The organism is Pseudomonas sp. S3_G06, assembly GCF_054667565.1.
Window position 1 is genome coordinate 3,936,563 of record NZ_CP162738.1, and the last position, 22,789, is coordinate 3,959,351.

General features: G+C 60.4%; 20 protein-coding genes. 9 read left to right on the forward strand and 11 right to left on the reverse strand.

Annotated elements, in window-relative coordinates; genetic code table 11:
• Positions 1-19 precede the first annotated feature (19 nt).
• The 4 genes from AB4N47_RS17730 (at position 20) to AB4N47_RS17745 (ending at position 5,267) form a co-directional block, all read left to right on the forward strand.
• Positions 20-2,611, forward strand: a complete 2,592-nt coding sequence (locus tag AB4N47_RS17730; protein ID WP_056783195.1) for a glycosyltransferase — start codon at positions 20-22, stop codon at positions 2,609-2,611.
• 242 nt (positions 2,612-2,853) lie between these two features.
• Entirely contained in the window at positions 2,854-4,005 is a 1,152-nt protein-coding gene (gene dapE / locus AB4N47_RS17735) for a succinyl-diaminopimelate desuccinylase (protein WP_071174532.1), read from the forward strand.
• Positions 4,005-4,814, forward strand: a complete 810-nt coding sequence (locus tag AB4N47_RS17740; protein ID WP_341638562.1) for a putative RNA methyltransferase — start codon at positions 4,005-4,007, stop codon at positions 4,812-4,814. Before dapE ends, AB4N47_RS17740 begins: the two co-directional genes overlap by 1 nt.
• A gap of 75 nt (positions 4,815-4,889) precedes the next feature.
• A complete protein-coding gene (locus tag AB4N47_RS17745) occupies positions 4,890-5,267 on the forward strand; it encodes a hypothetical protein (RefSeq protein WP_016771488.1) in 378 nt (125 codons plus the stop codon).
• Between the two features lie 69 nt (positions 5,268-5,336).
• Here AB4N47_RS17745 and AB4N47_RS17750 read toward each other — a convergent pair whose 3' ends face one another.
• On the reverse strand, positions 5,337-5,546 hold the full coding sequence (locus AB4N47_RS17750; protein WP_016771489.1) for a cold-shock protein: 210 nt from the start codon (positions 5,544-5,546) through the stop codon (positions 5,337-5,339).
• Positions 5,547-5,782: 236 nt separating this feature from the next.
• On the opposite strand from AB4N47_RS17750, the gene plsB reads away from it, so the two are divergent.
• The 3 genes from plsB to AB4N47_RS17765 all read left to right on the forward strand — a co-directional run bounded on the left by plsB (position 5,783) and on the right by AB4N47_RS17765 (position 9,519).
• A complete protein-coding gene (gene plsB / locus AB4N47_RS17755) occupies positions 5,783-8,284 on the forward strand; it encodes a glycerol-3-phosphate 1-O-acyltransferase PlsB (protein WP_341638561.1) in 2,502 nt (833 codons plus the stop codon).
• 119 nt (positions 8,285-8,403) lie between these two features.
• Positions 8,404-8,802, forward strand: a complete 399-nt coding sequence (locus tag AB4N47_RS17760) for a YbaY family lipoprotein (RefSeq protein ID WP_324174979.1) — start codon at positions 8,404-8,406, stop codon at positions 8,800-8,802.
• A 27-nt stretch (positions 8,803-8,829) separates the two neighbouring features.
• Complete coding sequence (locus AB4N47_RS17765; RefSeq protein WP_016771492.1) at positions 8,830-9,519, forward strand: DUF4197 domain-containing protein; 690 nt, start codon at positions 8,830-8,832, stop codon at positions 9,517-9,519.
• Here AB4N47_RS17765 and AB4N47_RS17770 read toward each other — a convergent pair.
• From AB4N47_RS17770 to AB4N47_RS17780, 3 genes are all read right to left on the reverse strand, one after another.
• Entirely contained in the window at positions 9,516-10,907 is a 1,392-nt protein-coding gene (locus tag AB4N47_RS17770) for a Fic family protein (RefSeq protein WP_341638560.1), read from the reverse strand. The genes AB4N47_RS17765 and AB4N47_RS17770 overlap by 4 nt on opposite strands.
• 712 nt (positions 10,908-11,619) lie before the next feature.
• Positions 11,620-14,688 (reverse strand): efflux RND transporter permease subunit, encoded by a 3,069-nt coding sequence (locus AB4N47_RS17775; RefSeq protein ID WP_341639180.1) that lies wholly within the window; start codon positions 14,686-14,688, stop codon positions 11,620-11,622.
• 6 nt (positions 14,689-14,694) lie between these two features.
• Positions 14,695-15,795 (reverse strand): efflux RND transporter periplasmic adaptor subunit, encoded by a 1,101-nt coding sequence (locus AB4N47_RS17780; RefSeq protein ID WP_071174527.1) that lies wholly within the window; start codon positions 15,793-15,795, stop codon positions 14,695-14,697.
• A gap of 94 nt (positions 15,796-15,889) precedes the next feature.
• On the opposite strand from AB4N47_RS17780, the gene AB4N47_RS17785 reads away from it, so the two are divergent.
• Positions 15,890-16,543, forward strand: coding sequence for a TetR/AcrR family transcriptional regulator (locus AB4N47_RS17785; protein WP_313870105.1), 654 nt, complete (start codon positions 15,890-15,892; stop codon positions 16,541-16,543).
• Positions 16,544-16,619: 76 nt separating this feature from the next.
• Here the strand turns inward: AB4N47_RS17785 and AB4N47_RS17790 are convergent, their stop codons facing one another.
• A complete protein-coding gene (locus AB4N47_RS17790; protein WP_445941218.1) occupies positions 16,620-17,402 on the reverse strand; it encodes a class I SAM-dependent methyltransferase in 783 nt (260 codons plus the stop codon).
• Between the two features lie 92 nt (positions 17,403-17,494).
• Between AB4N47_RS17790 and AB4N47_RS17795 the strand changes: the two genes are divergently transcribed.
• The gene (locus tag AB4N47_RS17795; RefSeq protein ID WP_056783179.1) at positions 17,495-18,115 is read left to right on the forward strand and encodes a hypothetical protein; all 621 of its coding nucleotides are present in this window, start codon (positions 17,495-17,497) and stop codon (positions 18,113-18,115) included.
• A gap of 3 nt (positions 18,116-18,118) precedes the next feature.
• Here the strand turns inward: AB4N47_RS17795 and AB4N47_RS17800 are convergent, their stop codons facing one another.
• The 6 genes from AB4N47_RS17800 to adk all read right to left on the reverse strand — a co-directional run bounded on the left by AB4N47_RS17800 (position 18,119) and on the right by adk (position 22,528).
• Complete coding sequence (locus AB4N47_RS17800) at positions 18,119-18,811, reverse strand: extensin-like domain-containing protein (RefSeq protein ID WP_341639179.1); 693 nt, start codon at positions 18,809-18,811, stop codon at positions 18,119-18,121.
• Positions 18,812-18,813: 2 nt separating this feature from the next.
• Positions 18,814-19,650, reverse strand: a complete 837-nt coding sequence (locus tag AB4N47_RS17805) for an isocitrate lyase/PEP mutase family protein (RefSeq protein ID WP_341639178.1) — start codon at positions 19,648-19,650, stop codon at positions 18,814-18,816.
• A 30-nt stretch (positions 19,651-19,680) separates the two neighbouring features.
• Positions 19,681-20,541 carry a DUF72 domain-containing protein gene (locus tag AB4N47_RS17810; RefSeq protein WP_341639177.1) on the reverse strand — a complete coding sequence of 287 codons (861 nt, stop codon included), beginning with the start codon at positions 20,539-20,541 and terminating at the stop codon, positions 19,681-19,683.
• A complete protein-coding gene (locus AB4N47_RS17815) occupies positions 20,541-20,849 on the reverse strand; it encodes a hypothetical protein (protein ID WP_042606956.1) in 309 nt (102 codons plus the stop codon). Before AB4N47_RS17815 ends, AB4N47_RS17810 begins: the two co-directional genes overlap by 1 nt.
• A 258-nt stretch (positions 20,850-21,107) precedes the next feature.
• Complete coding sequence (tsaB, locus tag AB4N47_RS17820; protein WP_186569528.1) at positions 21,108-21,782, reverse strand: tRNA (adenosine(37)-N6)-threonylcarbamoyltransferase complex dimerization subunit type 1 TsaB; 675 nt, start codon at positions 21,780-21,782, stop codon at positions 21,108-21,110.
• A gap of 95 nt (positions 21,783-21,877) precedes the next feature.
• Positions 21,878-22,528: an adenylate kinase gene (gene adk, locus AB4N47_RS17825; protein WP_024011750.1), complete on the reverse strand. Its 651-nt coding sequence runs from the start codon at positions 22,526-22,528 to the stop codon at positions 21,878-21,880.
• Positions 22,529-22,789: the final 261 nt, after the last annotated feature.

Consider the following 22,789-nt stretch of genomic DNA (forward strand, 5'->3'; position numbering starts at 1 on the left):
TTTGGAACCCGAAACAGATATGTCATCGCGTAAATTTGGACTCAACCTGGTGGTGGTGCTGGCCATCGCTGCCTTGTTCACCGGTTTCTGGGCGCTGGTCAATCGCCCGGTCACGGCGCCGAACTGGCCGCAGCAAATCTCCGGCTTCTCGTATTCGCCATTCCAGCAGGGGCAATTCCCACAGAAGGATCAGTATCCGTCTGACGACGAAATGCGCCGTGACCTGGAAATCATGAGCAAGCTGACCGACAACATTCGTATCTATTCGGTCGACGGCTCGCTGGGAGACATCCCGAAACTGGCTGAAGAATTCGGCCTGCGCGTCACCCTCGGCATCTGGATCAGCCCGGACCAGGAACGCAACGAACGGGAAATCACCAAAGCCATCGAACTGGCCAACACCTCGCGCAGCGTCGTGCGCGTGGTGGTCGGCAACGAGGCGCTGTTTCGCGAGGAAATCACCCCGGAAGCGCTGATCGTTCTGCTGGATCGGGTGCGCGCTGCGGTCAAAGTACCGGTGACCACCTCCGAGCAATGGCACATCTGGGAGAAATACCCGCAACTGGCCAAGCACGTTGACCTGATCGCCGCCCACGTCCTGCCCTACTGGGAATTCATTCCGGTGGACAAGGCCGGCCAGTTCGTCTTCGACCGCGCCCGCGATCTGAAAAAACTGTTTCCGAAAAAACCGCTGCTGCTCTCCGAGGTCGGCTGGCCGAGCAACGGTCGCATGCGCGGTGGCGCCGATGCCTCGCCGGCAGATCAGGCAATTTATCTGCGCACACTGGTCAACAAGCTCAATCGCCAAGGCTTCAACTACTTCGTGATCGAAGCGTTCGATCAGCCGTGGAAGGCCAGCGATGAAGGTTCGGTCGGCGCCTACTGGGGCGTGTTCAACGCCGCGCGCCAGCAGAAATTCAATTTCGAAGGCCCGGTGGTGGCGATTCCGCAATGGCGCGTGCTGGCCATCGGCTCGGTGGTGCTGGCGCTGCTGTCGCTGACCCTGCTGATGATCGACGGCTCAGCCCTGCGCCAGCGCGGTCGCACGTTCCTGACGTTTATCGCGTTCCTCTGCGGTTCGGTGCTGGTGTACATCGGTTACGACTACAGCCAGCAATACAGCACGTGGTTCAGCCTCACGGTCGGATTTCTCTTGGCGCTCGGTGCGCTCGGGGTATTCATCGTCCTGCTCACCGAGGCCCATGAACTGGCCGAAGCGGTGTGGATTCACAAGCGGCGTCGGGAATTCCTGCCAGTGCTGGGCGATTCTGATTACCGGCCGAAAGTGTCGATCCACGTGCCCTGCTACAACGAGCCGCCAGAGATGGTCAAACAGACCCTCGACGCACTGGCCGCACTCGATTATCCGGACTTCGAAGTCCTGATCATCGACAACAACACCAAGGACCCGGCGGTGTGGGAACCGGTGCGCGATTACTGCGCAACCCTCGGCCCGCGCTTCAAGTTCTTCCACGTTTCGCCGCTGGCCGGTTTCAAGGGCGGCGCGCTGAATTACCTGATTCCGCACACCGCCAAGGATGCCGAGGTCATTGCGGTGATCGACTCCGATTACTGCGTGCACCCGAACTGGCTCAAGCACATGGTGCCGCACTTCGCCGACCCAAAAATCGCCGTAGTGCAGTCGCCGCAGGATTATCGCGACCAGAACGAAAGCACCTTCAAGAAGCTCTGCTACGCCGAATACAAGGGCTTCTTCCATATCGGCATGGTCACTCGCAACGACCGTGACGCGATCATTCAGCACGGCACCATGACCATGACCCGCCGTTCCGTGCTGGAAGAATTGGGCTGGGCTGACTGGTGCATCTGTGAAGACGCCGAACTCGGCCTGCGCGTGTTCGAGAAGGGCCTGTCGGCGGCGTATTACCACGACAGCTACGGCAAGGGCCTGATGCCGGATACCTTCATCGACTTCAAGAAACAGCGTTTCCGCTGGGCCTATGGCGCGATCCAGATCATCAAGCGCCACACCCGCAGCCTGCTGCGCGGCAAGGACACCGAACTGACCCGTGGTCAGCGTTATCACTTCCTCGCCGGTTGGCTGCCGTGGGTTGCCGATGGCATGAACATCTTCTTCACCGTTGGCGCGCTGTTGTGGTCGGCGGCGATGATCATCGTGCCGCAACGGGTCGATCCGCCGCTGCTGATTTTCGCGATCCCGCCACTGGCGCTTTTCGTGTTCAAGGTCGGCAAGATCATCTTCCTCTACCGCCGCGCCGTCGGTGTGAATCTGAAAGATGCGTTCTGCGCGGCGCTGGCCGGGCTGGCGTTGTCGCACACCATCGCCAAAGCGGTGCTGTACGGTTTCTTCACCAGCAGCATTCCGTTCTTCCGCACGCCGAAAAACGCTGACAACCACGGTTTCTGGGTGGCGATCAGCGAGGCTCGCGAGGAGCTGTTCATCATGCTGTTGCTGTGGGGCGCGGCGCTGGGGATCTTCCTGGTGCAGGGCATTCCGAGCAATGACATGCGCTTCTGGGTGACCATGTTGCTGGTGCAGTCGTTGCCATACCTGGCGGCGCTGATCATGGCGTTCCTGTCGTCGCTGCCCAAACCTGTGGCCAAAGCTGAGCCGGCACCGGTCGTCTAAATCCGCAACGCAGCACTAAACGGCGGCCAATGGTCGCCGTTTTGCTTTAAGATAACCGCCATTTTGCGGGGCTTGGCGTGATAACCGGTCTGACTGACCACCCCTGTCCCTTGTGGGCGCGAGCCTGCTCGCGAAGGCGTTGTAACATTCAACCTTTAAGGTGCCTGGTAGACCGCTTTCGCGAGCAGGCTCGCTCCCACATTAGAAGCCCAAGCTCATACCCCATGATCCCGGAGTTTTCCATGACGGCCCACGCCGACCTATCGCCGACCCTTCAACTGGCCATCGACCTGATCCGCCGTCCTTCCGTGACCCCAATCGATGCCGACTGCCAGAAGCAGATGATGCAGCGCCTGGGCGATGCCGGTTTCACCCTGGAGCCGATGCGCATCGAAGATGTGGATAACTTCTGGGCCACTCATGGCAACAACGACGGCCCGGTGCTGTGCTTCGCCGGCCACACCGACGTGGTGCCGACCGGTCCGGTTACCGCATGGCAGATCGATCCGTTCAATGCCGTGATCGACGAACATGGCATGCTCTGCGGCCGTGGCGCGGCAGACATGAAAGGCAGCCTGGCATCGATGACCGTCGCCGCTGAACGTTTCGTCGCCGACTATCCGAACCATAAAGGCAAGGTCGCTTTCCTGATCACCAGCGACGAAGAAGGCCCGGCGCATCACGGCACCAAGGCTGTCGTCGAACGTCTGGTCGCGCGCAAGGAGCGCCTGGACTGGTGCATCGTTGGCGAACCGTCGAGCACCACCCTGGTCGGCGATGTGGTGAAAAACGGTCGTCGCGGTTCCCTCGGCGCCAAGCTCACGGTCAAAGGTGTGCAAGGTCACGTGGCCTATCCGCATCTGGCGAAGAACCCGATCCACCTCGCCGCTCCGGCGCTGGCAGAGCTGGCCGCCGAGCACTGGGACCACGGCAACGATTTCTTCCCGCCGACCAGTTTCCAGATTTCCAACCTCAATTCCGGCACCGGCGCGACGAACGTGATCCCGGGTGATCTGGTGGCGGTGTTCAACTTCCGTTTCTCCACCGAATCGACCGTCGAAGGCCTGCAGAAACGCGTTGCCGACATCCTCGACAAGCATGGTCTGGACTGGCACATCGACTGGGCGCTGTCCGGCCTGCCATTCCTCACCGAACCGGGCGCGCTGCTCGATGCGGTGTCGTCGAGCATCAAGGACATCACCGGTCGCGAGACCAAGGCGTCGACCAGCGGCGGCACCTCCGATGGCCGTTTCATCGCGACCATGGGCACGCAAGTGGTTGAACTGGGCCCGGTCAACGCGACCATCCACCAGGTCAACGAGCGCGTGCTGGCAGCCGATCTCGACGTGCTGACCGAAATCTATTACCAGACCCTGATCAAGTTGCTCGCCTGATGCTCGCGTGCCCGATCTGCAGTGAGCCGCTCAATGCGGTAGAGAACGGCGTGGTCTGCCCCGCCGGGCATCGGTTTGACCGTGCGCGTCAGGGTTATCTGAACCTGTTGCCGGTGCAGCACAAGAACAGCCGCGACCCGGGCGACAATCAAGCGATGGTCGAGGCGCGGCGTGATTTCCTCAACGCCGGGCATTACGCGCCGGTGGCCAAGCGTCTGGCTGAATTGGCGGCGAGTTACGCGCCGGAGCGCTGGGTCGACATCGGTTGTGGCGAGGGTTACTACACCGCGCAAATCGCCGAAGCTTTGCCGAACGCTGATGGCTACGCGCTGGACATCTCCCGCGAAGCGGTCAAACGCGCCTGCAAACGCAACCCGGCGATCACTTGGTTGATCGCCAGCATGGCCCGCGTGCCATTGGCTTCAGGCAGTTGCCAGTTTCTCGCCAGCGTCTTCAGTCCGCTGGATTGGGAGGAAGCCAAGCGTCTGCTCAGCGTCGGCGGCGGGCTGATGAAAGTCGGCCCGACCCGTGGCCATCTGATGGAATTGCGCGAACGCCTGTACGACGAAGTGCGCGAGTACACCGACGACAAGCACCTGGCCCTGGTGCCGGCAGGCATGGCCTTGGCGCACAGCGAAACCCTGGAATTCAAGCTGACCCTGGACAAGCCCGAGGACCGCGCCAACCTGTTGGCGATGACGCCTCACGGCTGGCGTGCCAGTGCCGAGCGTCGTGCGGCGGTGATCGAGCAGGCCGAGCCGTTCGAGACCACCGTATCGATGCGCTACGATTATTTCGTTCTTCAATAACTTTTGGTCTCGGGCACAGGCCCGGGGCCGGCTAAATCCGCGAATGGATTTTTCAGACCCGCAGTGAGGACATCCATGCGCCAACCGGACATCGAGATTTACCTGAAAGACGCCGACGTCGACCACAAGGCCATCGCCGCCTGGCTCGGCCAAGCGCTGGGCCCGTGCAGCGACTGGGTGCAGAAAGGCCAGACGTACAAGTGCAAGGCCGGCAACGTGCCGGTGACCTGGCTGCCGAAAGCCGTGGGCAAGTGGAACAGCCTGTTCCTGGAAAGCGACCAGACCCCCTGGGACGACGACATCGCCTGCGCCCGCGCAGCCTTCGCGGCACTGAACGTCGAGGTGCGCTGCGCACCGGGAACGTGGGTCGAAGAAGAAGGTGAAGAAACCGCCGATCGCTGGATTCGCATCAGCGAAGACGGGGAAGAAGAAATCACCTGGAAGACCGCTTAGCGGCAGCTACAAGCTTCAAGCTTCAAGCTGAACTGCTTGCAGCTTGAGGCTTGAGGCTTGCAGCTGCTTTTACAGACCTACAACATCCTCAGCCTGCAATCCCTTCTCGCCGGTGATCACCGCGTACTCAACCTGCTGACCTTCGGTCAGCGAGCGGTGCCCTTCGCCGCGTATCGCGCGGTAGTGCACGAACACGTCCACGCCGTCGTCGCGCTGGATAAAGCCATAGCCTTTGGCGTCGTTGAACCACTTCACGTTGCCGGTTTCGCGTGTTGCCATCTGTTCATACTCCTTTTTTATTATTGAACGGGCTTTTCGCAGGAAAGCCTTCGAGGAACGTCAGCCTGCGTCCGACGTCCATGAGAGGGCACCGGCAACAGAGCGCCGAGTATATGACAGGTGCGGAAACTCTCAACAGGAGATTACTTCGGCGCTTTTTTGCCGATTTTCGCCTAATACGGCAAACTGTCCGCCCCGAGCGCCTGCTCGGTTTTATTCACTCACGCAGAAGCCGTATGACCCGTTCCCCGTTCCGCCGTCTTGTGTTTGGCACCCTGCGCCGCCTGTTGTATCTCTGGGTTCGCTCCGAGACCATCAATCAGTCGTCGTTCACCCTCAACCTCGACCGCAGTCGTCCGGTGTTCTACGTCCTGCAAAACCCCTCGCTGACCGATCTGGCGGTGGTTGACACAGAGTGCACCAAGGCCGGTTTGCCACGCCCGGTGCTGGCGGTGTCGGTGGGTTCACTCATCGAACCAGCGGCGTTTTTCTATTTGACGCCGGACCCGGACTGGCTCGGTCGCCAGGACAAACGCGGCGCGCCGCCGACTCTCACCCGTCTGGTCAGCGCGCTGACTCAGAATGCTGCCGAAGACGCGCAGATCATTCCGGTCAGCGTGTTCTGGGGCCAGTCCCCGGACAGCGAAAACAGTCCGTGGAAACTGTTGTTCGCCGACAGCTGGGCAGTCACCGGACGCCTGCGCCGACTGCTGAGCATCATCGTCCTCGGGCGTAAAACCCGCGTGCAGTTTTCCGCGCCGATCCATCTGCGCGAACTGATCGATCACAACAAGGGCCACGAGCGCACCGTGCGCATGGCCCAGCGCATCCTGCGCGTGCACTTCCGCAATCTCAAAGCTGCGGTGATCGGCCCCGACATTTCCCACCGGCGCAATCTGGTCAAAGGCCTGCTCAATCAGCCGTTGGTCAAACAGGCGATCCTCGACGAAGCCGAGCGCGAAAAAATCTCCCCGGAAAAAGCCAAGGCCCAGGCCCTGCGCTACGGCAACGAGATCGCCTCGGACTACACCTACACGGCGATCCGTTTTCTCGAAGTGGTGCTGAGCTGGTTCTGGAACAAGATCTACGACGGCATCAAGGTCAACCACATCGAGGGCGTGCAGAACGTCGCGCAAGGTCACGAAGTGATCTACGTGCCGTGCCATCGCAGCCACATCGATTACCTGCTGCTTTCCTATCTGCTGTTCCGCAACGGCCTGACCCCGCCGCACATTGCTGCCGGGATCAACCTGAACATGCCGGTGATTGGCAGCCTGCTGCGTCGCGGCGGTGCGTTCTTCATGCGCCGCACCTTCAAGGGCAATCCGTTGTACACCTCGGTGTTCAACGAATACCTGCACACGCTGTTCACCAAAGGTTTCCCGGTCGAGTATTTCGTCGAGGGCGGTCGCTCGCGCACCGGGCGCATGCTGCAACCGAAAACCGGCATGCTCGCGATCACCCTGCGCAGTTTCCTGCGTTCGTCGCGGATGCCGATCGTCTTCGTGCCGGTGTACATCGGATACGAGCGCGTGCTCGAAGGCCGCACCTACCTCGGCGAACTGCGTGGGGCGAGCAAGAAAAAAGAATCGATCTTCGATATTTTCAAAGTGATCGGCGCGCTCAAGCAGCGCTTCGGTCAGGTCGCGGTCAACTTCGGTGAGCCGATCAAACTGGCCGAATTTCTCGACGCCGAGCAACCGGACTGGCGCCAGCAGGAGCTCGGCCCGCAGTTCAAACCGGCGTGGCTCAACGAAACCACCAACCGCCTCGGCGAGAAAGTCGCCCGGCACCTCAACGAAGCGGCGGCGATCAATCCGGTGAATCTGGTAGCGCTGGCCCTGCTGTCGACCACGCGCCTGGCGCTGGACGATCGGGCCATGGCGCGGGTGCTGGATCTGTATCTGGCGCTGCTGCGCAAAGTCCCGTATTCGCCACACACCACCTTGCCGGAAGGCGATGGCCGGGCGCTGATCAAGCATGTGAAAGACATGGATCTGCTCGCCGAGCAGAACGATGCGCTCGGCAAGATTCTGTATCTGGACGAGCAGAACGCGGTCCTGATGACTTACTACCGCAACAACGTCCTGCACATTTTCGCTCTGCCGTCGTTGCTGGCGAGTTTCTTCCAGAGCACCTCGCGCATGAGCCGCGAGCAGATCCTGCGCTACACCCGCGCGCTGTATCCGTACCTGCAATCGGAGCTGTTCATCCGCTGGAACCTGGACGAACTCGACGCAGTGATCGATCAGTGGCTGGAAGCGTTCGTCGAGCAGGGCCTGCTACGTTTCGAGAAAGACCTGTACCTGCGCCCGGCGCCGAGTTCGCGGCATTTCGTGCTGCTGACACTGCTGTCGAAAAGCATCGCGCAGACCCTGCAGCGCTTCTACATGACCGTATCTTTGCTGCTCAACAGCGGCCAGAACAGCATCAGCGCCGAAGAGCTGGAAGACCTCTGCACGGTCATGGCCCAGCGTCTGTCGATCCTCCATGGCCTGAACGCCCCAGAGTTTTTCGACAAGAGTCTGTTCCGCCACTTCATCCAGACCCTGCTCGACCTCGACGTCCTGCGCCGCGACGAAGCCGGCAAGCTCAGCTACCACGAACTGCTCGGCGAGCTGGCCGAAGGCGCGGCCAAGCGCGTGTTGCCGGCGGAGATTCGCCTGTCGATCCGCCAGGTCGCGCTGCACCGCAGTGAAGATGCGGCGGATCAGATCACGCCACAGCCTGAGGCTTGAAGCCTTACCCCTGTGGGAGCGAGCCTGCTCGCGAAGACGGAATGTCAGTCGACATTTAGTTTGACTGACCCAGCGCTTTCGCGAGCAGGCTCGCTCCCACATTGAAAGGAGATTCACCCATGAAAAAACTGTTGACCCTCGCCGCCGCCACCCTGCTCAGCGCCTGCCAATCAACCACCCCCGCCGGCAAGGCCAGCCTCGACGGCGAAGTCTTCTACCTGCAACGCATCGCCCTGCCCCCGAGCGCGACCCTGAGCGTCAGCCTGCAGGACGTGTCGCTGGCCGATGCACCGGCCATCGTCCTCGCCGAACAGAACGGCCCGATCAAAAGCCAGGTGCCGCTGCCGTTTCATTTGAGCTACGATCCGGCGCAGGTCAAATCCGGCCACCGTTACTCGGTCAGCGCGCGCATTGAAGTCAACGGCGAGCTGATGTTCATCACCACCGAAAACCACGCCGTGCAACTCGACGGCAACGACCCGCAGCCGCTGAAAATTCGCGTCGACGCCGTTCGTTAATCCATTTTTCGCCACAAGGAAGCCGCCATGCGCCGCCCTACCCTTCGCTTCGCCGCCGCCTGCGCCGGTCTGCTGATCTCCGCCAACGCCTTGGCCTTGTCGCTCAACGACCTGTCGCAACAAGACGCCACCGGCGGCCTCAAGGACGCCCTGACCCAAGGCGCCCAGATCGCCGTGAAACAACTCGGCACCCCGGGCGGCTTCAGCAACAACCCCGAAGTGAAAATCGAACTGCCGGGCAAACTCGGCAAAGCCGCGAGCAAGATGAAAGCCTTCGGCATGGGCGCCCAGGTCGAAGAACTGGAAACCGCGATGAACAAAGCCGCCGAATCCGCCGTGACCCAGGCCCAGCCCATCCTCGTCGATGCAGTAAAGAAAATGAGCGTGGCCGACGCCAAAGGCATCCTCAGCGGCGGCAACGATTCGGCGACCCAATACCTGAACAAATCCAGCCGCGAACAGATCCGCGCGAAATTCCTGCCCATCGTCAAGCAAGCCACCGACAAGGTCGGCGTCGCGCAGAAGTACAACGCCTTTGCAGGTCAAGCTGCGGCTTTCGGTGTCGTCGACGCCAAGAGCGCCAACGTTGAAAGCTACGTTACCGAACAGGCGCTCAATGGTTTGTTCGAGATGATTGGCAAGCAGGAAGAAACGATTCGTCAGAACCCTGCCGCTGCGGCGACGAGTCTGGCGAAGAAGGTGTTTGGTACGCTTTAAGTCGTTACAACATGGGGGCGATTCAATTCGCTCCCATGCTTGCCTCCACGTAAAGAACTTCGTAAAAAAAACACCCACTCCCGCCCCATCTTCCTTCTCTCAAAAAGCTGCAATTGGTCCAGCTCTTCCAGAATCGACGCCGCCTCGCTACCCGAGCAGGAAAAATTTTCCGCGACATTGCTCGCCGTAAACTCCTTCGCCTCCCCGCTTTTAGCCACCTGATAAACCGCGCGCTGCCGTTCCGTCAGTTGAGCAATTACGCCAGAGCTCGTCAGCCAGCGCTCAAAGTCCTGAGTGTCTGCCAGACTCTTGCGGTACACAGTTATAAAACCGACCACGGCTCGCAAAATCACCGCGCATTGAAACTCGATGAAATAAGTCAGATCCAGCTCATCTGCCTCGGTGTGCAGGTAGGAGCGTCCGTATTTCACCGGTGCATTGCGCAGCAGCAGACTGATCGCAATGTAGCGAAACGCCGCGAACTCATGTTTGAACATGAACCAGTAAAACAAGGCTCTCGCGACCCGCCCGTTACCGTCGCGAAACGGATGTTCATAACCCATGGCGAAATGCAGCGTCACGGCCTTGATCAGTGGATGCAGATAATTTTTGTCCAGAATCGAGGCAGCGGGCCGGTTGATCCAGGCGGACAACCTCGCCAACCGCGCAACCAATCCTGCAGCAGGAGGTGGTCGGTGCACGGTGTTGCCTGAACCATCCTGAACAACCACCTCATCATTGGTCCGGAACAATCCGGGGGAATACTGCTCGTCATCGATCCCCTCCACACCCACTCGATGGATCTCTGCAATCAGCTCAATGCTCAGAGGTTCATAACGCTTTTCCCAAGCGAAATTCATCATTCGATAATTACCCATTACCATGCGCTCATCCGGCGTCCGCGGCTGGCGCTGATGCTTGAGCATGTCCTTGGCAACACGAGTAGTGGTCGCCGCGCCCTCCAACTGGCTACTGGCGATGGCTTCGTCTTCGATCAGGTCATTGAGCAGACAAGAGAAATGCGCCCGCTCACCGATCTGACTGGTCATGTAATCCAGCGCGGCCGTACTGGCGTAACGATCCACCACAGCCAAGGTTTTCTGCGCCAACGGCGTTGGCACGTATTTGCCCCACTGCACCGGCTCGCCCAACGGCAACAAATGAATGTACTGGGCCGCCCGCGCCTTCTTCACCAACGCCCAACAAAGATTCGCGTCCAACCCTACCGCCCAGCGAAAGCGCAACGCCTCGAATGGCAGATAGCGCCCCTGATCATCGAGCGGCTTGAGCAGCGCCAGATAATCCGCAAGTCGTTGCTTGTGTGGCGAGCGGGCCAACAGGTCGAAAACAGGATCCGTTCTGCCGGCTATTGTCGGTGGTTTCTTCATCAGACAGACTCAAGGACTCGGAAAAGCAGAACCCGGAGTACAGCATTGGACGGCCAGCGCCTCAAGATCGGAGGATTCTGAAAAAGCTGTAGGAAGGCAGCGTGAATTGGCGATTCGAAATGAATTGGCTGTCAGACCGCCTTCGCGAGCAAGCTCGCTCCCACAGGAGATCGAGTACATCTGATGGAGAATGGTTGGCCGAGAGGGCGGCATCGCGAGCAGGCTCGCTCCTGCAACTGGAATCGTGGCATCCGGGAAAATCTGGTCGGCTGTCAGGCCGCCTTCGCGAGCAGGCTCGCTCCCACAAAAGCAAAAGCAAAGCAGCACAGCTGCCCGCGGCGAAGCCGCCCCACTCAACAATGAGCGCAAGCTCGAGTGCTCTTGATCTTGATCCACCGGCGACGTCGGAAGGCTGAGTGGAGGGATTGATCCGGGCGTGGGAGCGCAGCGACCGTCTGGCGCAGCCAGACACAGCGGAAGGAGGTGCAGCGAAGCAAACCGGAGCCGCTGCGCCCGGATCGATCCCGCAGCGAAGGAACCCGAGCCTGCGAGGGCCGAACGTAGGAGCAAGCGTTTTGGGTTACCTTTTTGGCGTTTGAAAAAGGTGACCCGCCGTAAGGGCGGAACCGTAATCAGCAACACCCACAGCAACGGATATACACCCAAAACCCCACGTCATGGTCGGCCCGAAGGCCGCCACGACACAAAAACCTCAAGCCTCCTTACGCACCCGAAACCAGGCCGCATACAACGCCGGCAAAAACAACAGCGTCAGCGCAGTCGCAACAATCAACCCGCCCATGATCGCCACCGCCATCGGCCCGAAAAACACACTGCGCGACAGCGGAATCATCGCCAGTACCGCCGCCAGCGCCGTCAACACAATCGGCCTGAAGCGCCGCACCGTAGCCTCGATAATCGCCTGCCAGGGCCTGAGCCCCGATGTAATATCCTGCTCGATCTGATCGACCAGAATCACCGAATTGCGCATGATCATCCCGGACAACGCGATGGTCCCGAGCATCGCCACAAACCCGAACGGCTGGCGGAACACCATCAGAAACAGGGTCACCCCGATCAGGCCCAGTGGCGCGGTGAGAAACACCATCGCCGTGCGCGAGAAACTGCGCAACTGCACCATCAGCAAGGTCAGCACCACGACAATGAACATCGGCACCCCGGCATTCACCGACTTCTGTCCGCGCTCGGAATCCTCCACCGTGCCGCCGACATCCAGCAGATAACCATCGGGCAACTCAGCGCGAATCGGGTCCAGCGTCGGCATGATCTGTTTGACCAGCGTCGCCGGTTGCTCCTTGCCATAAATGTCAGCGCGTACGGTCACGTTCGGCAGGCGGTTGCGGTGCCAGATGATGCCTTCCTCGAAGCCGTATTCCAGCGTGGCAATCTGCGACAACGCCACACTGCGACCGTTATCCGTCGGCACCGCAAGGCTCGGCAACAACGACAATTCAGTGCGCTCGTGCACGGTGCCGCGCAGCAGAATCTCGATCAATTCGTTGTCTTCGCGGTACTGGCTGACCGTCGAGCCGACCAGCGAACTCTGCAGGAATTTCGCCAGATTGGCGGTGCTCACACCGAGGGCGCGGGCGCGATCCTGATCGATGTTCAGATAAACAACTTTGCTCGGTTCCTCCCAGTCCAGGTGCACATTGACCACATGCGGATTCTCGCGAACCTTTGCTGCCACCTTGCGCGCCAACGCACGGACTTCTTCGATGTGCTCGCCCGTGACGCGGAACTGCACCGGATAGCCAACCGGCGGGCCGTTTTCCAAACGGGTGACCCGCGAACGCAGAGCCGGGAACTGTTCGTTGAGGGTTTCGATCAACCAGCTGCGCAGCGACTCGCGCTCTTCGATGGTTTTCGCCAACACCACAAACTGGGCAAAACTCGCCGCTGGCAGTTGCTGATCCAGCGGCAGATAGAAACGCGGCGAACCGGTGCCCACATAGGCGACGTAATTGTCGATGCCGGCGTGCTCCTTGAGCAGCGCTTCGAGGCGTTTGACTTCACTGGTGGTGTTGGCCAGCGAAACGCCTTCGGCCAGTTTCAGGTCGACCATCAACTCCAGCCGGTTGGAAGCCGGGAAGAACTGCTGCGGGACGAAACGGAACAGCATCACCGAGGCAATGAACAGGCCCACAGTCAGCACGATCACAGTCTTGCGATGCGCCACGCACCACTCCACCAGACGCCGGACGCGCTGATAGAACGGCGTCGCATACGGATCCGGTTGACCATCGCCAGTGCCGTGTTTTGCCGCGTGAATTTTCGCCAGATCCGGCAGGAGTTTTTCCCCCAGATACGGCACGAACATCACCGCCGCGACCCATGAGGCGAGCAAGGCAATGGTCACCACCTGGAAAATCGAACGGGTGTATTCGCCGGTGCCGGACTGCGCAGTGGCAATCGGCAGGAAGCCGGCGGCGGTGATCAACGTGCCGGTGAGCATCGGGAACGCGGTGCTGGTCCAGGCATAACTCGCTGCGCGAATGCGGTCGAAGCCCTGCTCCATTTTGATCGCCATCATTTCCACGGCAATGATCGCGTCATCCACCAACAAGCCCAGCGCCAGCACCAGCGCACCGAGGGAAATCTTGTGCAGACCGATGCCGAGGTAATACATGCAAGCGAAGGTCATCGCCAGCACCAGCGGAATGGTCAGCGCGACGACCATGCCGGTGCGCACGCCGAGGGAAAAGAAGCTCACCAGCAAGACGATCGCCAACGCCTCGACCAACACCTGGACGAACTCGCCGACGCCGGTTTTTACCGCTGCCGGCTGATCGGACACCTTGCGCAACTGCATGCCGGCCGGGAGGTTTTTCTGGATCCGCGAGAACTCGCCCTCCAGTGCCTTGCCCAGGACCAGAATGTCGCCGCCATCCTTCATCGCCACGGCCAAACCGATCGCGTCGTCGCCCATGAAACGCATGCGCGGCGCCGGTGGGTCGCTGAAACCGCGACGCACATCGGCGATATCGGAGATGCGGAACGTACGATCGGCGACGCGGATCGGAAAGTTCTTTATCTCATCGACTGTCTGAAAATTCCCCGAGACGCGTAGCTGCAAGCGCTCGCTGCCGGTTTCGAAGAACCCCGCCGTGGACACCGCGTTCTGTTCCTCCAGCGCCTGCTGCACCGCCGCCAGCGGCAAGCCGAGGGTGGCGAGCTTGACGTTGGACAGCTCGACCCAGATTTTCTCATCCTGCAACCCAAGCAGTTCGACCTTGCCGACGTCCTTGACCCGTTGCAGCTGGATCTGGATGCGGTCGGCGTAATCCTTGAGCACGGCGTAGTCGAAGCCATCGCCGGTCAACGCATAGATATTGCCGAAGGTGGTGCCGAACTCATCGTTGAAGAACGGCCCCTGGATCCCCGGCGGCAAAGTCTGGCGGATGTCGCCGACCTTCTTGCGCAACTGGTACCAGAGATCAGGGATCTGCTTGGAGTGCATCGAGTCGCGGGCGATGAAGGTGACCTGGGATTCACCGGGGCGTGAGAACGACATGATGCGTTCGTACTCGCCGGTTTCCATCAGCTTCTTTTCGATACGTTCAGTGACCTGGCGCGAGACCTCCTGCGCGGTCGCACCGGGCCAGCGGGTCTGAATGACCATCGCCTTGAAAGTGAACGGCGGGTCTTCACTCTGGCCGAGTTTGGTGTAGGACAACGCGCCGACAACGGCGAGCAAAAGCATCAGGAACAGTACGATCTGGCGATTACGCAACGCCCATTCGGAGAGGTTGAAGCGCATCGGGGCTTACTCCTTGTTCGCCAGATTGACCACACGATTGGAGCGATCCACTGGCCGCACCTGCTGGCCGTCGAGCAATACGTGAACGCCGGCAGCCACCACCCAATCGCTGGCATTCAGGCCTTCAAGCACCGCCACGCTCTTTTCGCCGAACGGACCGACCCGTACCGGAGTTTTCTTCAACGTGTTGTTGCCGTTGACCACCCAGACGTAAGTCGCGCCGTTTTCAGCGGTCAGCGCGGAAAGCGGTATCGATAACGAGACATTGTCGGCCGATTGCACAAATACCCGGGCGCTCTGCCCCAGTTCAGCCGGGACTTTGCCGCTGGTGAACGAGATACGCGCAGCAAAAGTGCGTGAGCGCGGATCGGCGGACGGGGACAACTCGCGGATCTGCCCGGCGAAGCGTTGATTCTGCTGTGCCCACAATTCCACGGTAACCGGCTGACCAACCTTGAAGCGGCCAAAGCTTTGCTCCGGCAGGCTGATCAACACTTCGCGCTCACCATCGGTGGCAAGGGTGAACACGGTTTGCCCGGCAGCGACCACTTGACCGACTTCCACCGAACGCTTGGCCACCACACCATCCTGTGGCGCACGCAGCACCGCGTAACTGGCCTGGTTGGTCGAAACGTTGAATTCGGCTTTGATTTGTTTAAGGCGGGCTTCGCCAGAGCGATATAGATTTTCGGCGTTGTCGTAGGCCGAGCGGCTGACCATCTGCCGATCCATCAGGGTTTTATAGCGATCCCGTTCGGCGCGGACCAGGTTCAGATTGGCCTCGGCGGCGGCAACCTGCGCGCGGGTGGCTTCCAGTTGCAGACGCACGTCCTGCGGGTCGAGTTCGGCCAGGGGCTGATCGGCCTTGACGCGCTGGCCTTCGTCGACCAATCGTCGGCTGACTTTGCCGCCGATGCGGAACGCCAGATCAGGCTCATAGCGGGCTCGCACCTCGCCCGGATAACTTTCCATCGCCTGCGCCGAAGGCTCGGGCTGTACCACCATGGCCGGGCGTACGGTGACTTTGGTCACCTCTTCCTGACCGCACGCCGATAACAGGAACGCCAGACTGACTGGCACGGCAAAGGACAACGCATGGCGGAACATGGTGACGGACCTTTCGCGAATGAGGCTTGGAATATTTATACTGGCGGGTATGGTATTAATAGCAAACTCACCAGTCCAGTATTAAAAGCGAAGAATGTCGAACAATCTTTCAGCTCCAAACGGCCCGGGCCGCCCCAAGGATCTGGCCAAGCGCCAGGCGATCCTCGATGCGGCGAAAACCCTGTTTCTCTGCCATGGCTACGCCAACACCAGCATGGACGCGGTGGCCAGCGAGGCCGGCGTGTCGAAGCTGACGGTCTACAGCCATTTCAACGACAAGGAGACGCTGTTCTCCGCCGCCGTCGTCGCCAAATGCGAGGAACAATTGCCACCGCTGTTCTTCGAATTGCCGGACGGCATCGCGGTGGAAAATGTATTGCTGAACATTGCCCGGGGCTTCCACCAACTGATCAACAGCGATGAATCAGTGAACCTGCACCGCCTGATCATGGCGCTGGGCAGTCAGGACCCGAAGCTGTCTCTGATTTTCTTCGAGGCCGGCCCAGAGCGCGTGGTCAACGGCATGGAAGGTCTGCTGACGAAAATCCATGCAACCGGCGCGCTGAGCATCGACCAGCCACGCAACGCCGCCGAGCACTTCTTCTGCCTGATCAAAGGCGCGGGAAATTTTCGTTTGTTGTACGGCTGCGGCGAGCCGCTGACCGGAGAGGCAGCGGAACGGCATGTGCGGGAGGTGGTGGGGTTGTTTATGAGGGCCTATGGGGGAGGAGCAGCTGCGAGCTTCTAGCTACAAGCTGCAAGAAAAAGCAAAAGCAAAAGCAGTGAATTGGCTCTGGCTTGTAGCTTGCAGCTTGCAGCTGCTTCTAAGGCTTCAGCGCTTTCTTCGGATAAATGTCATACCGGCTCGATTTGCCATCCAGCGCATGGCTCGGTTTCGGCCCCTCGATGCACGGTGCCTTGCGCGGGCGCTTGACCACCACCCGGTGCGTGGCCAGCGCCAGCGCGGCTTCAAGCAGGGCCGGGGCATCCGGGTCATCGCCGACCAGCGGGCGGAACAGGCGCATTTCCTTTTTCACCAGCGCGGTTTTCTCGCGATGCGGGAACATCGGGTCGAGGTAGATCACCTGCGGCGCCTCCCCTTCCCAACTGCGCATCACTTCGATGGAGTTGCCCTTGAGCAATTTCATCCGCGCCACGATCGGCGCTACATCGAAATCTTCTGCCGCCCGGGCCAAGCCGTCCTCAAGCAGTGCGCCGATCAGCGGCTGGCGCTCGATCAGGCTCATTTCACAACCGAGACTGGCCAACACAAACGCGTCCTTGCCCAGCCCCGCCGTGGCATCGAGGACGCGCGGGCGCACGCCTTGGGCGATGCCGACAGCCTTGGCAATCATCTGCCCGCTGCCGCCGCCATACAAACGACGATGCGCCGCGCCGCCTTCGACGAAATCGACCCGCACCGGTCCCGGGGCGTCCGGGCCAAGCTGCTGCAACTGCAAACCCTGCTCGCCGACCTGCAAGGCGAACTCACCGTCGGCCTCGCCGAGCGGCAGGCCGAGACGTTCGGCCCAGTGTGCGGCTTGCGTTTGAAACGCTGGGGCGAGGGCCTGGAGATGGATGCGGCAGGCCGCGGGTGACTCGATCATGAAAAAACGCTCAAAAAAGTTAAGGATCGACAAAAACCGCCGATAAACCATTCAACGCGCATTTTGCCAGAGCTGAGCGTCAACCGAAAAAAATGTCAGGCATTCTTCCCACATCGATTGGCTACGTTTCGCCCCATGGCGACTTCAGCCGTCATAACACTCAAGCACTGAGCGGCGTCAGTCACCTGTGGCAGGATTTCTTTGCCCAGGCCCTGGCCGAACAGACGAGTGAAGTGGTGCCTGCCTGTGGCACGTTTCCACCGGTTGACCTGAACAGCCCGGAAGAACCAACCGTTGGCAGCGAGCTGCACGCGCACATCGTCAGCCAGCGTGAGTGCGACGTGGTCGAAACCCAGGTTCGCCCGCCGGAGCCACTGTTCCTGCCGATCGCCGAGTTCGAAATGGAGCTGCTGGACAAGCCGTTCCCACCGTTCCCGCCAGAAGAACTCAAGGCTCAGCAAGAGCAACAGGATTTCGACAGCAGCTGGGTACGCCCGATTGTGATCAACAATGGCCAGCCAGTGCCGGAGCCAGGCCCTGCTCCGCAGAAACGTCCGCTGTACCTGCCGATTGCAGAGTTCGACCTGGACTTGCTGCAGAAGCCTTACCCGCCGTTCCCGCCGGAAGAAATCGTCGAGCAACAGAAAGCCCTGGACTTCGATAATGGCTGGGCGCGCCCGATCGTCCTGCAGAACCTGCGCCTCGCCGCCTGATCCTCAGCGACACACGCTCCAGCGCCCGACATCGACATGAAAGTGATTGTGATGAGCGGCGTTGTAGTCCGGACTCAACACCACACTGAATGACTCACAGGCGCCGTCACGCAGCTGGCGCAGAAACTCTGCGTCCTGATTCTGCTTGGGCCAATCCTTGAGCACGCTGATCGTGCGTCCGTCAGCCAGGCGGAAACCGGCGATGTCCAGCGCGTCGGCACTCGCATGTCGGCTAAGGGCACCGCTCTCACGGTTGTAGACATTGCGACAGGCGAAGCTGCCGAGGTGATCGAGCCGCGCGATCTTCTGGCCGTAAACCGATTGCGCCGCCGGTTGCAGGGTGTGGTGTTCAAACATTGCGTAGGCCACCGCCAGCGGGCAACTGGCGATGAAACTGCTGCTCAGCGCCACTCCACCGCCCTGCACCCGCAGAGCACCGATCAGCGGACACTTGGCGCCCGGGCTGTCGGCTTGGGGGCTGACGCGCAGATCCGAGCTGCTCAATGCCTGTGCGCAAAGCTCAGGATCACTGCGCAGGCGCAGGAGTTTGTAACCGGTCAGCCAGTTGGGCGCGGCTTTTATGTCCAATGGCGCCCAAGGGTTCCACTGCGGCGGCACCTCCAGCCAGCCGCGCCAGACACTTACCGCTGCACCACCCATCGCGAGCAACAGCAACCAGAACAGCCAACGTCCCATGCTCAGTCCTTGAAGAATTGATTGGCTTTGGCGTACGGCATCGACTGTGACGTGAAGCCAAAGGTGCCGGATTGCTGGATTTCTTCAGCCGCGCGGAAGAACTCGCCGAACGCCGCCAGCGCCAGTGCCGAGCCGGTGCTGATGCGGCGTACGCCCAGTTCCTCGAGCTGTTGCACGGTCAGTTTCAAACCGCCAGACATCAACACGTTGATCGGCTTCGGCGCCACGGCTCGCACCACTGCCAGCACTTCTTCGGCGCTGCGCAAACCCGGCGCATAGAGCACGTCGGCACCCGCTTCGGCAAATGCCTGCAAACGGCGAATGGTGTCGTCGAGGTCGGGATTACCGTACAGGTAATTTTCCGCGCGAGCCGTGAGGATGAAGGGAAACGGCAGGGTGCGCACCGCCGCGACGGCGGCTTCAATCCGTGCGACGGCGTGTTCGAAGCAATAGATCGGCGCGTCCGGACGTCCCGTAGCGTCCTCGATCGACCCGCCCACCGCGCCCGCCTCGGCGGCACGGAGAAGACTCTGCGCAGACTCCAGCGGATCATCGGCAAAGCCGTTTTCCAGATCCACCGCCACCGGCAAATCCGTCGCTGCGACAATCGCGCGGACATTGGCCAGGGTCTCGTCGAGACTCAACGCGCCATCAGCCTTGCCCTGGGAAAACGCGTAACCGGCGCTGGTGGTAGCCAAGGCCTGATAGCCAAGACTGGCGAGCATCTTCGCCGAGCCGGCATCCCACGGATTGGGAATCACGAAGCTCCCCTGGCGATCATGCAGGGCCTTGAAGGCTTGGGCTTTGAGGAGTTGCTGTTGACTGACTTGGACGTTCATCGACGGGCTCCCGGGCAGAAAAAACCCGCCTCAGAGCAAGCCAAGCTGCTCGGCGGCGGGTTCTCTGTATAGCTCAGGCAGCGCGGGCAAGCCAGGCAAACATTGCATCAGTTGTGCGTGAAAACGTTGCGCCAGTTTCGCTGCCAACAGGTTGTCGGCGGTATGCAGAAAGACGTAGGGCGTGCGGCCCTCTTCGATCCATTCAGCGACTTTCGCCACCCACGGCACAAGAAACGCATCGTTGGCCTCAAGCTCGGGATGGCCGATGAAACGCACCTGCGGAAACTGCGTGAACGCCGCCGGACGGGTCGGTACACGCGGCTTTTTCGACTGCGCGTGGATCACCGAGGACTCGGTCGACAAGCAACTGAACAGCGCGCGCGGGTCAAGACAGATGCGCTCGACACCGCGATCCAGCAACAGACGATTGAGCAGACGCTCGCTCTCGCCCTTGGCGAAGAACTGTTCATTGCGCACCTCGACCGCGAGCGGGCAATCCAGCGCATCGATAAACGCCGCCAGTTCCGGCAGACGCTGCGGCGTGAAGCTTTTCGACAGTTGCAGCCACAGCGGCGAAACACGTTCGCCTAACGGCTTGAGTAATTGCAGGAAGGTTTCGGCAGCGGTCAGTTGCTCACGCAAGTCGCCACTGTGACTGATGTCGCCGGGGAATTTGGCAGTGAAGCGAAAGTGTGCCGGCATGATCTCGGCCCAGCGCTGGACGGTAGCCGGCGATGGACTGGCGTAGAAGGTGGTGTTGCCTTCGACGGCGTTGAACACCTGGCAGTAGAGAGCGAGAAAGTCGGAGGTTTTTGCGTCTACCGGATACAGATACTCGCGCCAGGCATTTTCGCTCCAGGACGGGCAACCGAGGTAGTAAGGCAGATCCATCAGATATACAGATCGAGGCCCAGCACGTCTGCGTCCCAATCGACAAAACCGGCGGTGCTCAGGTAGCTGGCCAGGGCCATGGCTACGCTTTTCTTCATCGCGCGGTGGTAGATCATGTCTTGTTGACGGGCAGGCAGGTTGCTCAGGCGTTGCGCGGTGGCTTGAGCGGCACGAGCGGCCATCTGCTCTTCGCTCGGGAATTCCAGCTCGCCGTCGATGATGTCGACGGATTCATCCAGCGCCGCATTGCCTTTACGCGGCTTGCGCTTGATGGGGTAGGACTGAGTGGAAACGCCGTCTATACGCATAATGTCATGCTCGGTATCAATGATGGCAATTTAGCGGCACTTGACCGACTTAGCAAACCGCCGAGTGATAACTAGAACACATAAAGCGCAAAAGGTTTTAAGCGAGGGGGCAGAAACTGACGATTGGCGATATTTGTATGTGACCAGCAAACCTGTGGGAGCGAGCTTGCTCGCGAAGGGTCCAGCACATTCAACACATGCATTGACTGACCAGAAGCCTTCGCGAGCAGGCTCGCTCCCACAGGAGAAAGTGTCGAATCAGCGGGCTTTCGGGGTGGCAACTTTATCGCGCAGGTAGACCGGTTGCGCATCATCTGCCGGGATCGCCTCACCGCGCTCCCAGGCGAAACGCGCCAGGGTCAACAGGTCTTCGGCGTGGGGCAGCATGCCGGCGTCCGAGCCGCTCAGATTGACCGCAATGCGCCCACCATAACCCCAACCGGTACCGGCACCGAACCAGTCACCTGTGGCATCGGCCGGTAGCGCAGCCACCTCCGGCGGCAGCACCGCTTCGGCGCCAACCAGACGCATCTCCCCCGCCGTCTCGCGGTAGCAGCCCCAATACACTTCGTCCATCCGCGCATCGATCGCAGCCGCGACCTGACTTACACCCTGCTCACTAAAGGCACGCTGGGCGAGCACGGCAAGGTTGGATACCGGCAATACCGGACGATCCAGAGCAAAGGCCAAACCCTGCACCACACCGATGGCAATGCGCACACCGGTGAACGCGCCCGGGCCACGGCCAAAGGCAATCGCGTCGACCGCTTGCAATGTGGTGCCCGCATCGGCGAGCAATTGCTGGATCATCGGCAGCAGCTTCTGCGCATGCAGACGCGGGATCACCTCGTAATGGCTCGTCACCTTGCCGTCATGCAGCAAGGCAACGGAGCAAGCTTCAGTCGCGGTGTCCAGGGCCAGCAAGGTGCTCATCGATGTTTCCAAAACAGGGGTGGGGAAAAAAGTGCGTCAGTATAAACAACTACGGCCCGCAAGCGGGCCGTGGATGATGCAGCCGATCAGACTTTTCAGCTCAGCGCGGCCAACACCTTGGCGGTGATTGCATCGACCGAACCCACGCCTTCGATGTGGCTGTACTTTGGCTTACCGCCGTTGTTGGCGGAAAGGTTCTTATAGAAATCCACCAGCGGTTTGGTCTGCGAATGGTAGACCGACAGGCGATGACGCACGGTTTCTTCAGTGTCGTCCTTGCGCTGCACCAGCTCTTCGCCGGTGATGTCGTCCTTGCCAGCCAGTTTCGGCGGGTTGTAGACGATGTGGTAAACGCGGCCGCTGGCTTCGTGAACACGGCGACCGGCGATGCGCTGGACGATTTCTTCGTCTTCTACAGCGATCTCGACCACGGCATCCAGCTCGACGCCGGCAGTGACCAGTGCTTCAGCCTGCGGAATGGTGCGCGGGAAGCCGTCGAACAGGAAACCGTTGGCGCAATCAGGTTGAGCGATGCGGTCCTTGACCAGCGCGATGATCAGGTCATCCGACACCAGGCCGCCGGCATCCATGATGCTCTTGGCTTGCACGCCCAGTGGAGTGCCAGCCTTGACCGCAGCACGTAGCATGTCGCCGGTGGAGATTTGCGGAATGCCGAATTTCTCGGTGATGAACTTTGCCTGAGTACCTTTACCGGCCCCGGGAGCTCCCAGCAGAATGACGCGCATCGATGTGCTCCTCAATTTTTTATATAAAAGCTTTACAAAACAAAGGATTCGCTCGTAACCGGCGGATCCTGAAAATACGGGTCGTGGCCGCACAAACGGCCAAAGGCTGATCAAGATACACAGCAGGCTGCGCCCACACAAGACGCCAAAAGTCGGAGAAACCGACGCCCGCCGTGACCTCGCGACGCGGTAACCCAAGTCGCAACCCCTACGTTAACTGTCGCCTCGCGGCACTTTCCTACGCCAGGAGAAGCGGCATCC

Bases quoted from the DNA above. Each gene is read 5' to 3' on its own strand.
- dapE (WP_071174532.1), top strand. From the start codon at position 2,854: ATGACGGCCCACGCCGACCTATCGCCGACCCTTCAACTGGCCATCGAC.
- AB4N47_RS17810 (WP_341639177.1), bottom strand. From the start codon at position 20,541: ATGGATCTGCCTTACTACCTCGGTTGCCCGTCCTGGAGCGAAAATGCC.
- AB4N47_RS17760 (WP_324174979.1), top strand. From the start codon at position 8,404: ATGAAAAAACTGTTGACCCTCGCCGCCGCCACCCTGCTCAGCGCCTGC.
- AB4N47_RS17750 (WP_016771489.1), bottom strand. From the start codon at position 5,546: ATGGCAACACGCGAAACCGGCAACGTGAAGTGGTTCAACGACGCCAAA.
- AB4N47_RS17740 (WP_341638562.1), top strand. From the start codon at position 4,005: ATGCTCGCGTGCCCGATCTGCAGTGAGCCGCTCAATGCGGTAGAGAAC.
- AB4N47_RS17790 (WP_445941218.1), bottom strand. From the start codon at position 17,402: ATGATCGAGTCACCCGCGGCCTGCCGCATCCATCTCCAGGCCCTCGCC.
- AB4N47_RS17730 (WP_056783195.1), top strand. From the start codon at position 20: ATGTCATCGCGTAAATTTGGACTCAACCTGGTGGTGGTGCTGGCCATC.
- AB4N47_RS17795 (WP_056783179.1), top strand. From the start codon at position 17,495: ATGTCAGGCATTCTTCCCACATCGATTGGCTACGTTTCGCCCCATGGC.
- AB4N47_RS17780 (WP_071174527.1), bottom strand. From the start codon at position 15,795: ATGTTCCGCCATGCGTTGTCCTTTGCCGTGCCAGTCAGTCTGGCGTTC.
- AB4N47_RS17775 (WP_341639180.1), bottom strand. From the start codon at position 14,688: ATGCGCTTCAACCTCTCCGAATGGGCGTTGCGTAATCGCCAGATCGTA.
- AB4N47_RS17770 (WP_341638560.1), bottom strand. From the start codon at position 10,907: ATGAAGAAACCACCGACAATAGCCGGCAGAACGGATCCTGTTTTCGAC.
- AB4N47_RS17785 (WP_313870105.1), top strand. From the start codon at position 15,890: ATGTCGAACAATCTTTCAGCTCCAAACGGCCCGGGCCGCCCCAAGGAT.
- AB4N47_RS17745 (WP_016771488.1), top strand. From the start codon at position 4,890: ATGCGCCAACCGGACATCGAGATTTACCTGAAAGACGCCGACGTCGAC.
- tsaB (WP_186569528.1), bottom strand. From the start codon at position 21,782: ATGAGCACCTTGCTGGCCCTGGACACCGCGACTGAAGCTTGCTCCGTT.
- AB4N47_RS17800 (WP_341639179.1), bottom strand. From the start codon at position 18,811: ATGGGACGTTGGCTGTTCTGGTTGCTGTTGCTCGCGATGGGTGGTGCA.
- AB4N47_RS17765 (WP_016771492.1), top strand. From the start codon at position 8,830: ATGCGCCGCCCTACCCTTCGCTTCGCCGCCGCCTGCGCCGGTCTGCTG.
- plsB (WP_341638561.1), top strand. From the start codon at position 5,783: ATGACCCGTTCCCCGTTCCGCCGTCTTGTGTTTGGCACCCTGCGCCGC.
- AB4N47_RS17805 (WP_341639178.1), bottom strand. From the start codon at position 19,650: ATGAACGTCCAAGTCAGTCAACAGCAACTCCTCAAAGCCCAAGCCTTC.
- AB4N47_RS17815 (WP_042606956.1), bottom strand. From the start codon at position 20,849: ATGCGTATAGACGGCGTTTCCACTCAGTCCTACCCCATCAAGCGCAAG.
- adk (WP_024011750.1), bottom strand. From the start codon at position 22,528: ATGCGCGTCATTCTGCTGGGAGCTCCCGGGGCCGGTAAAGGTACTCAG.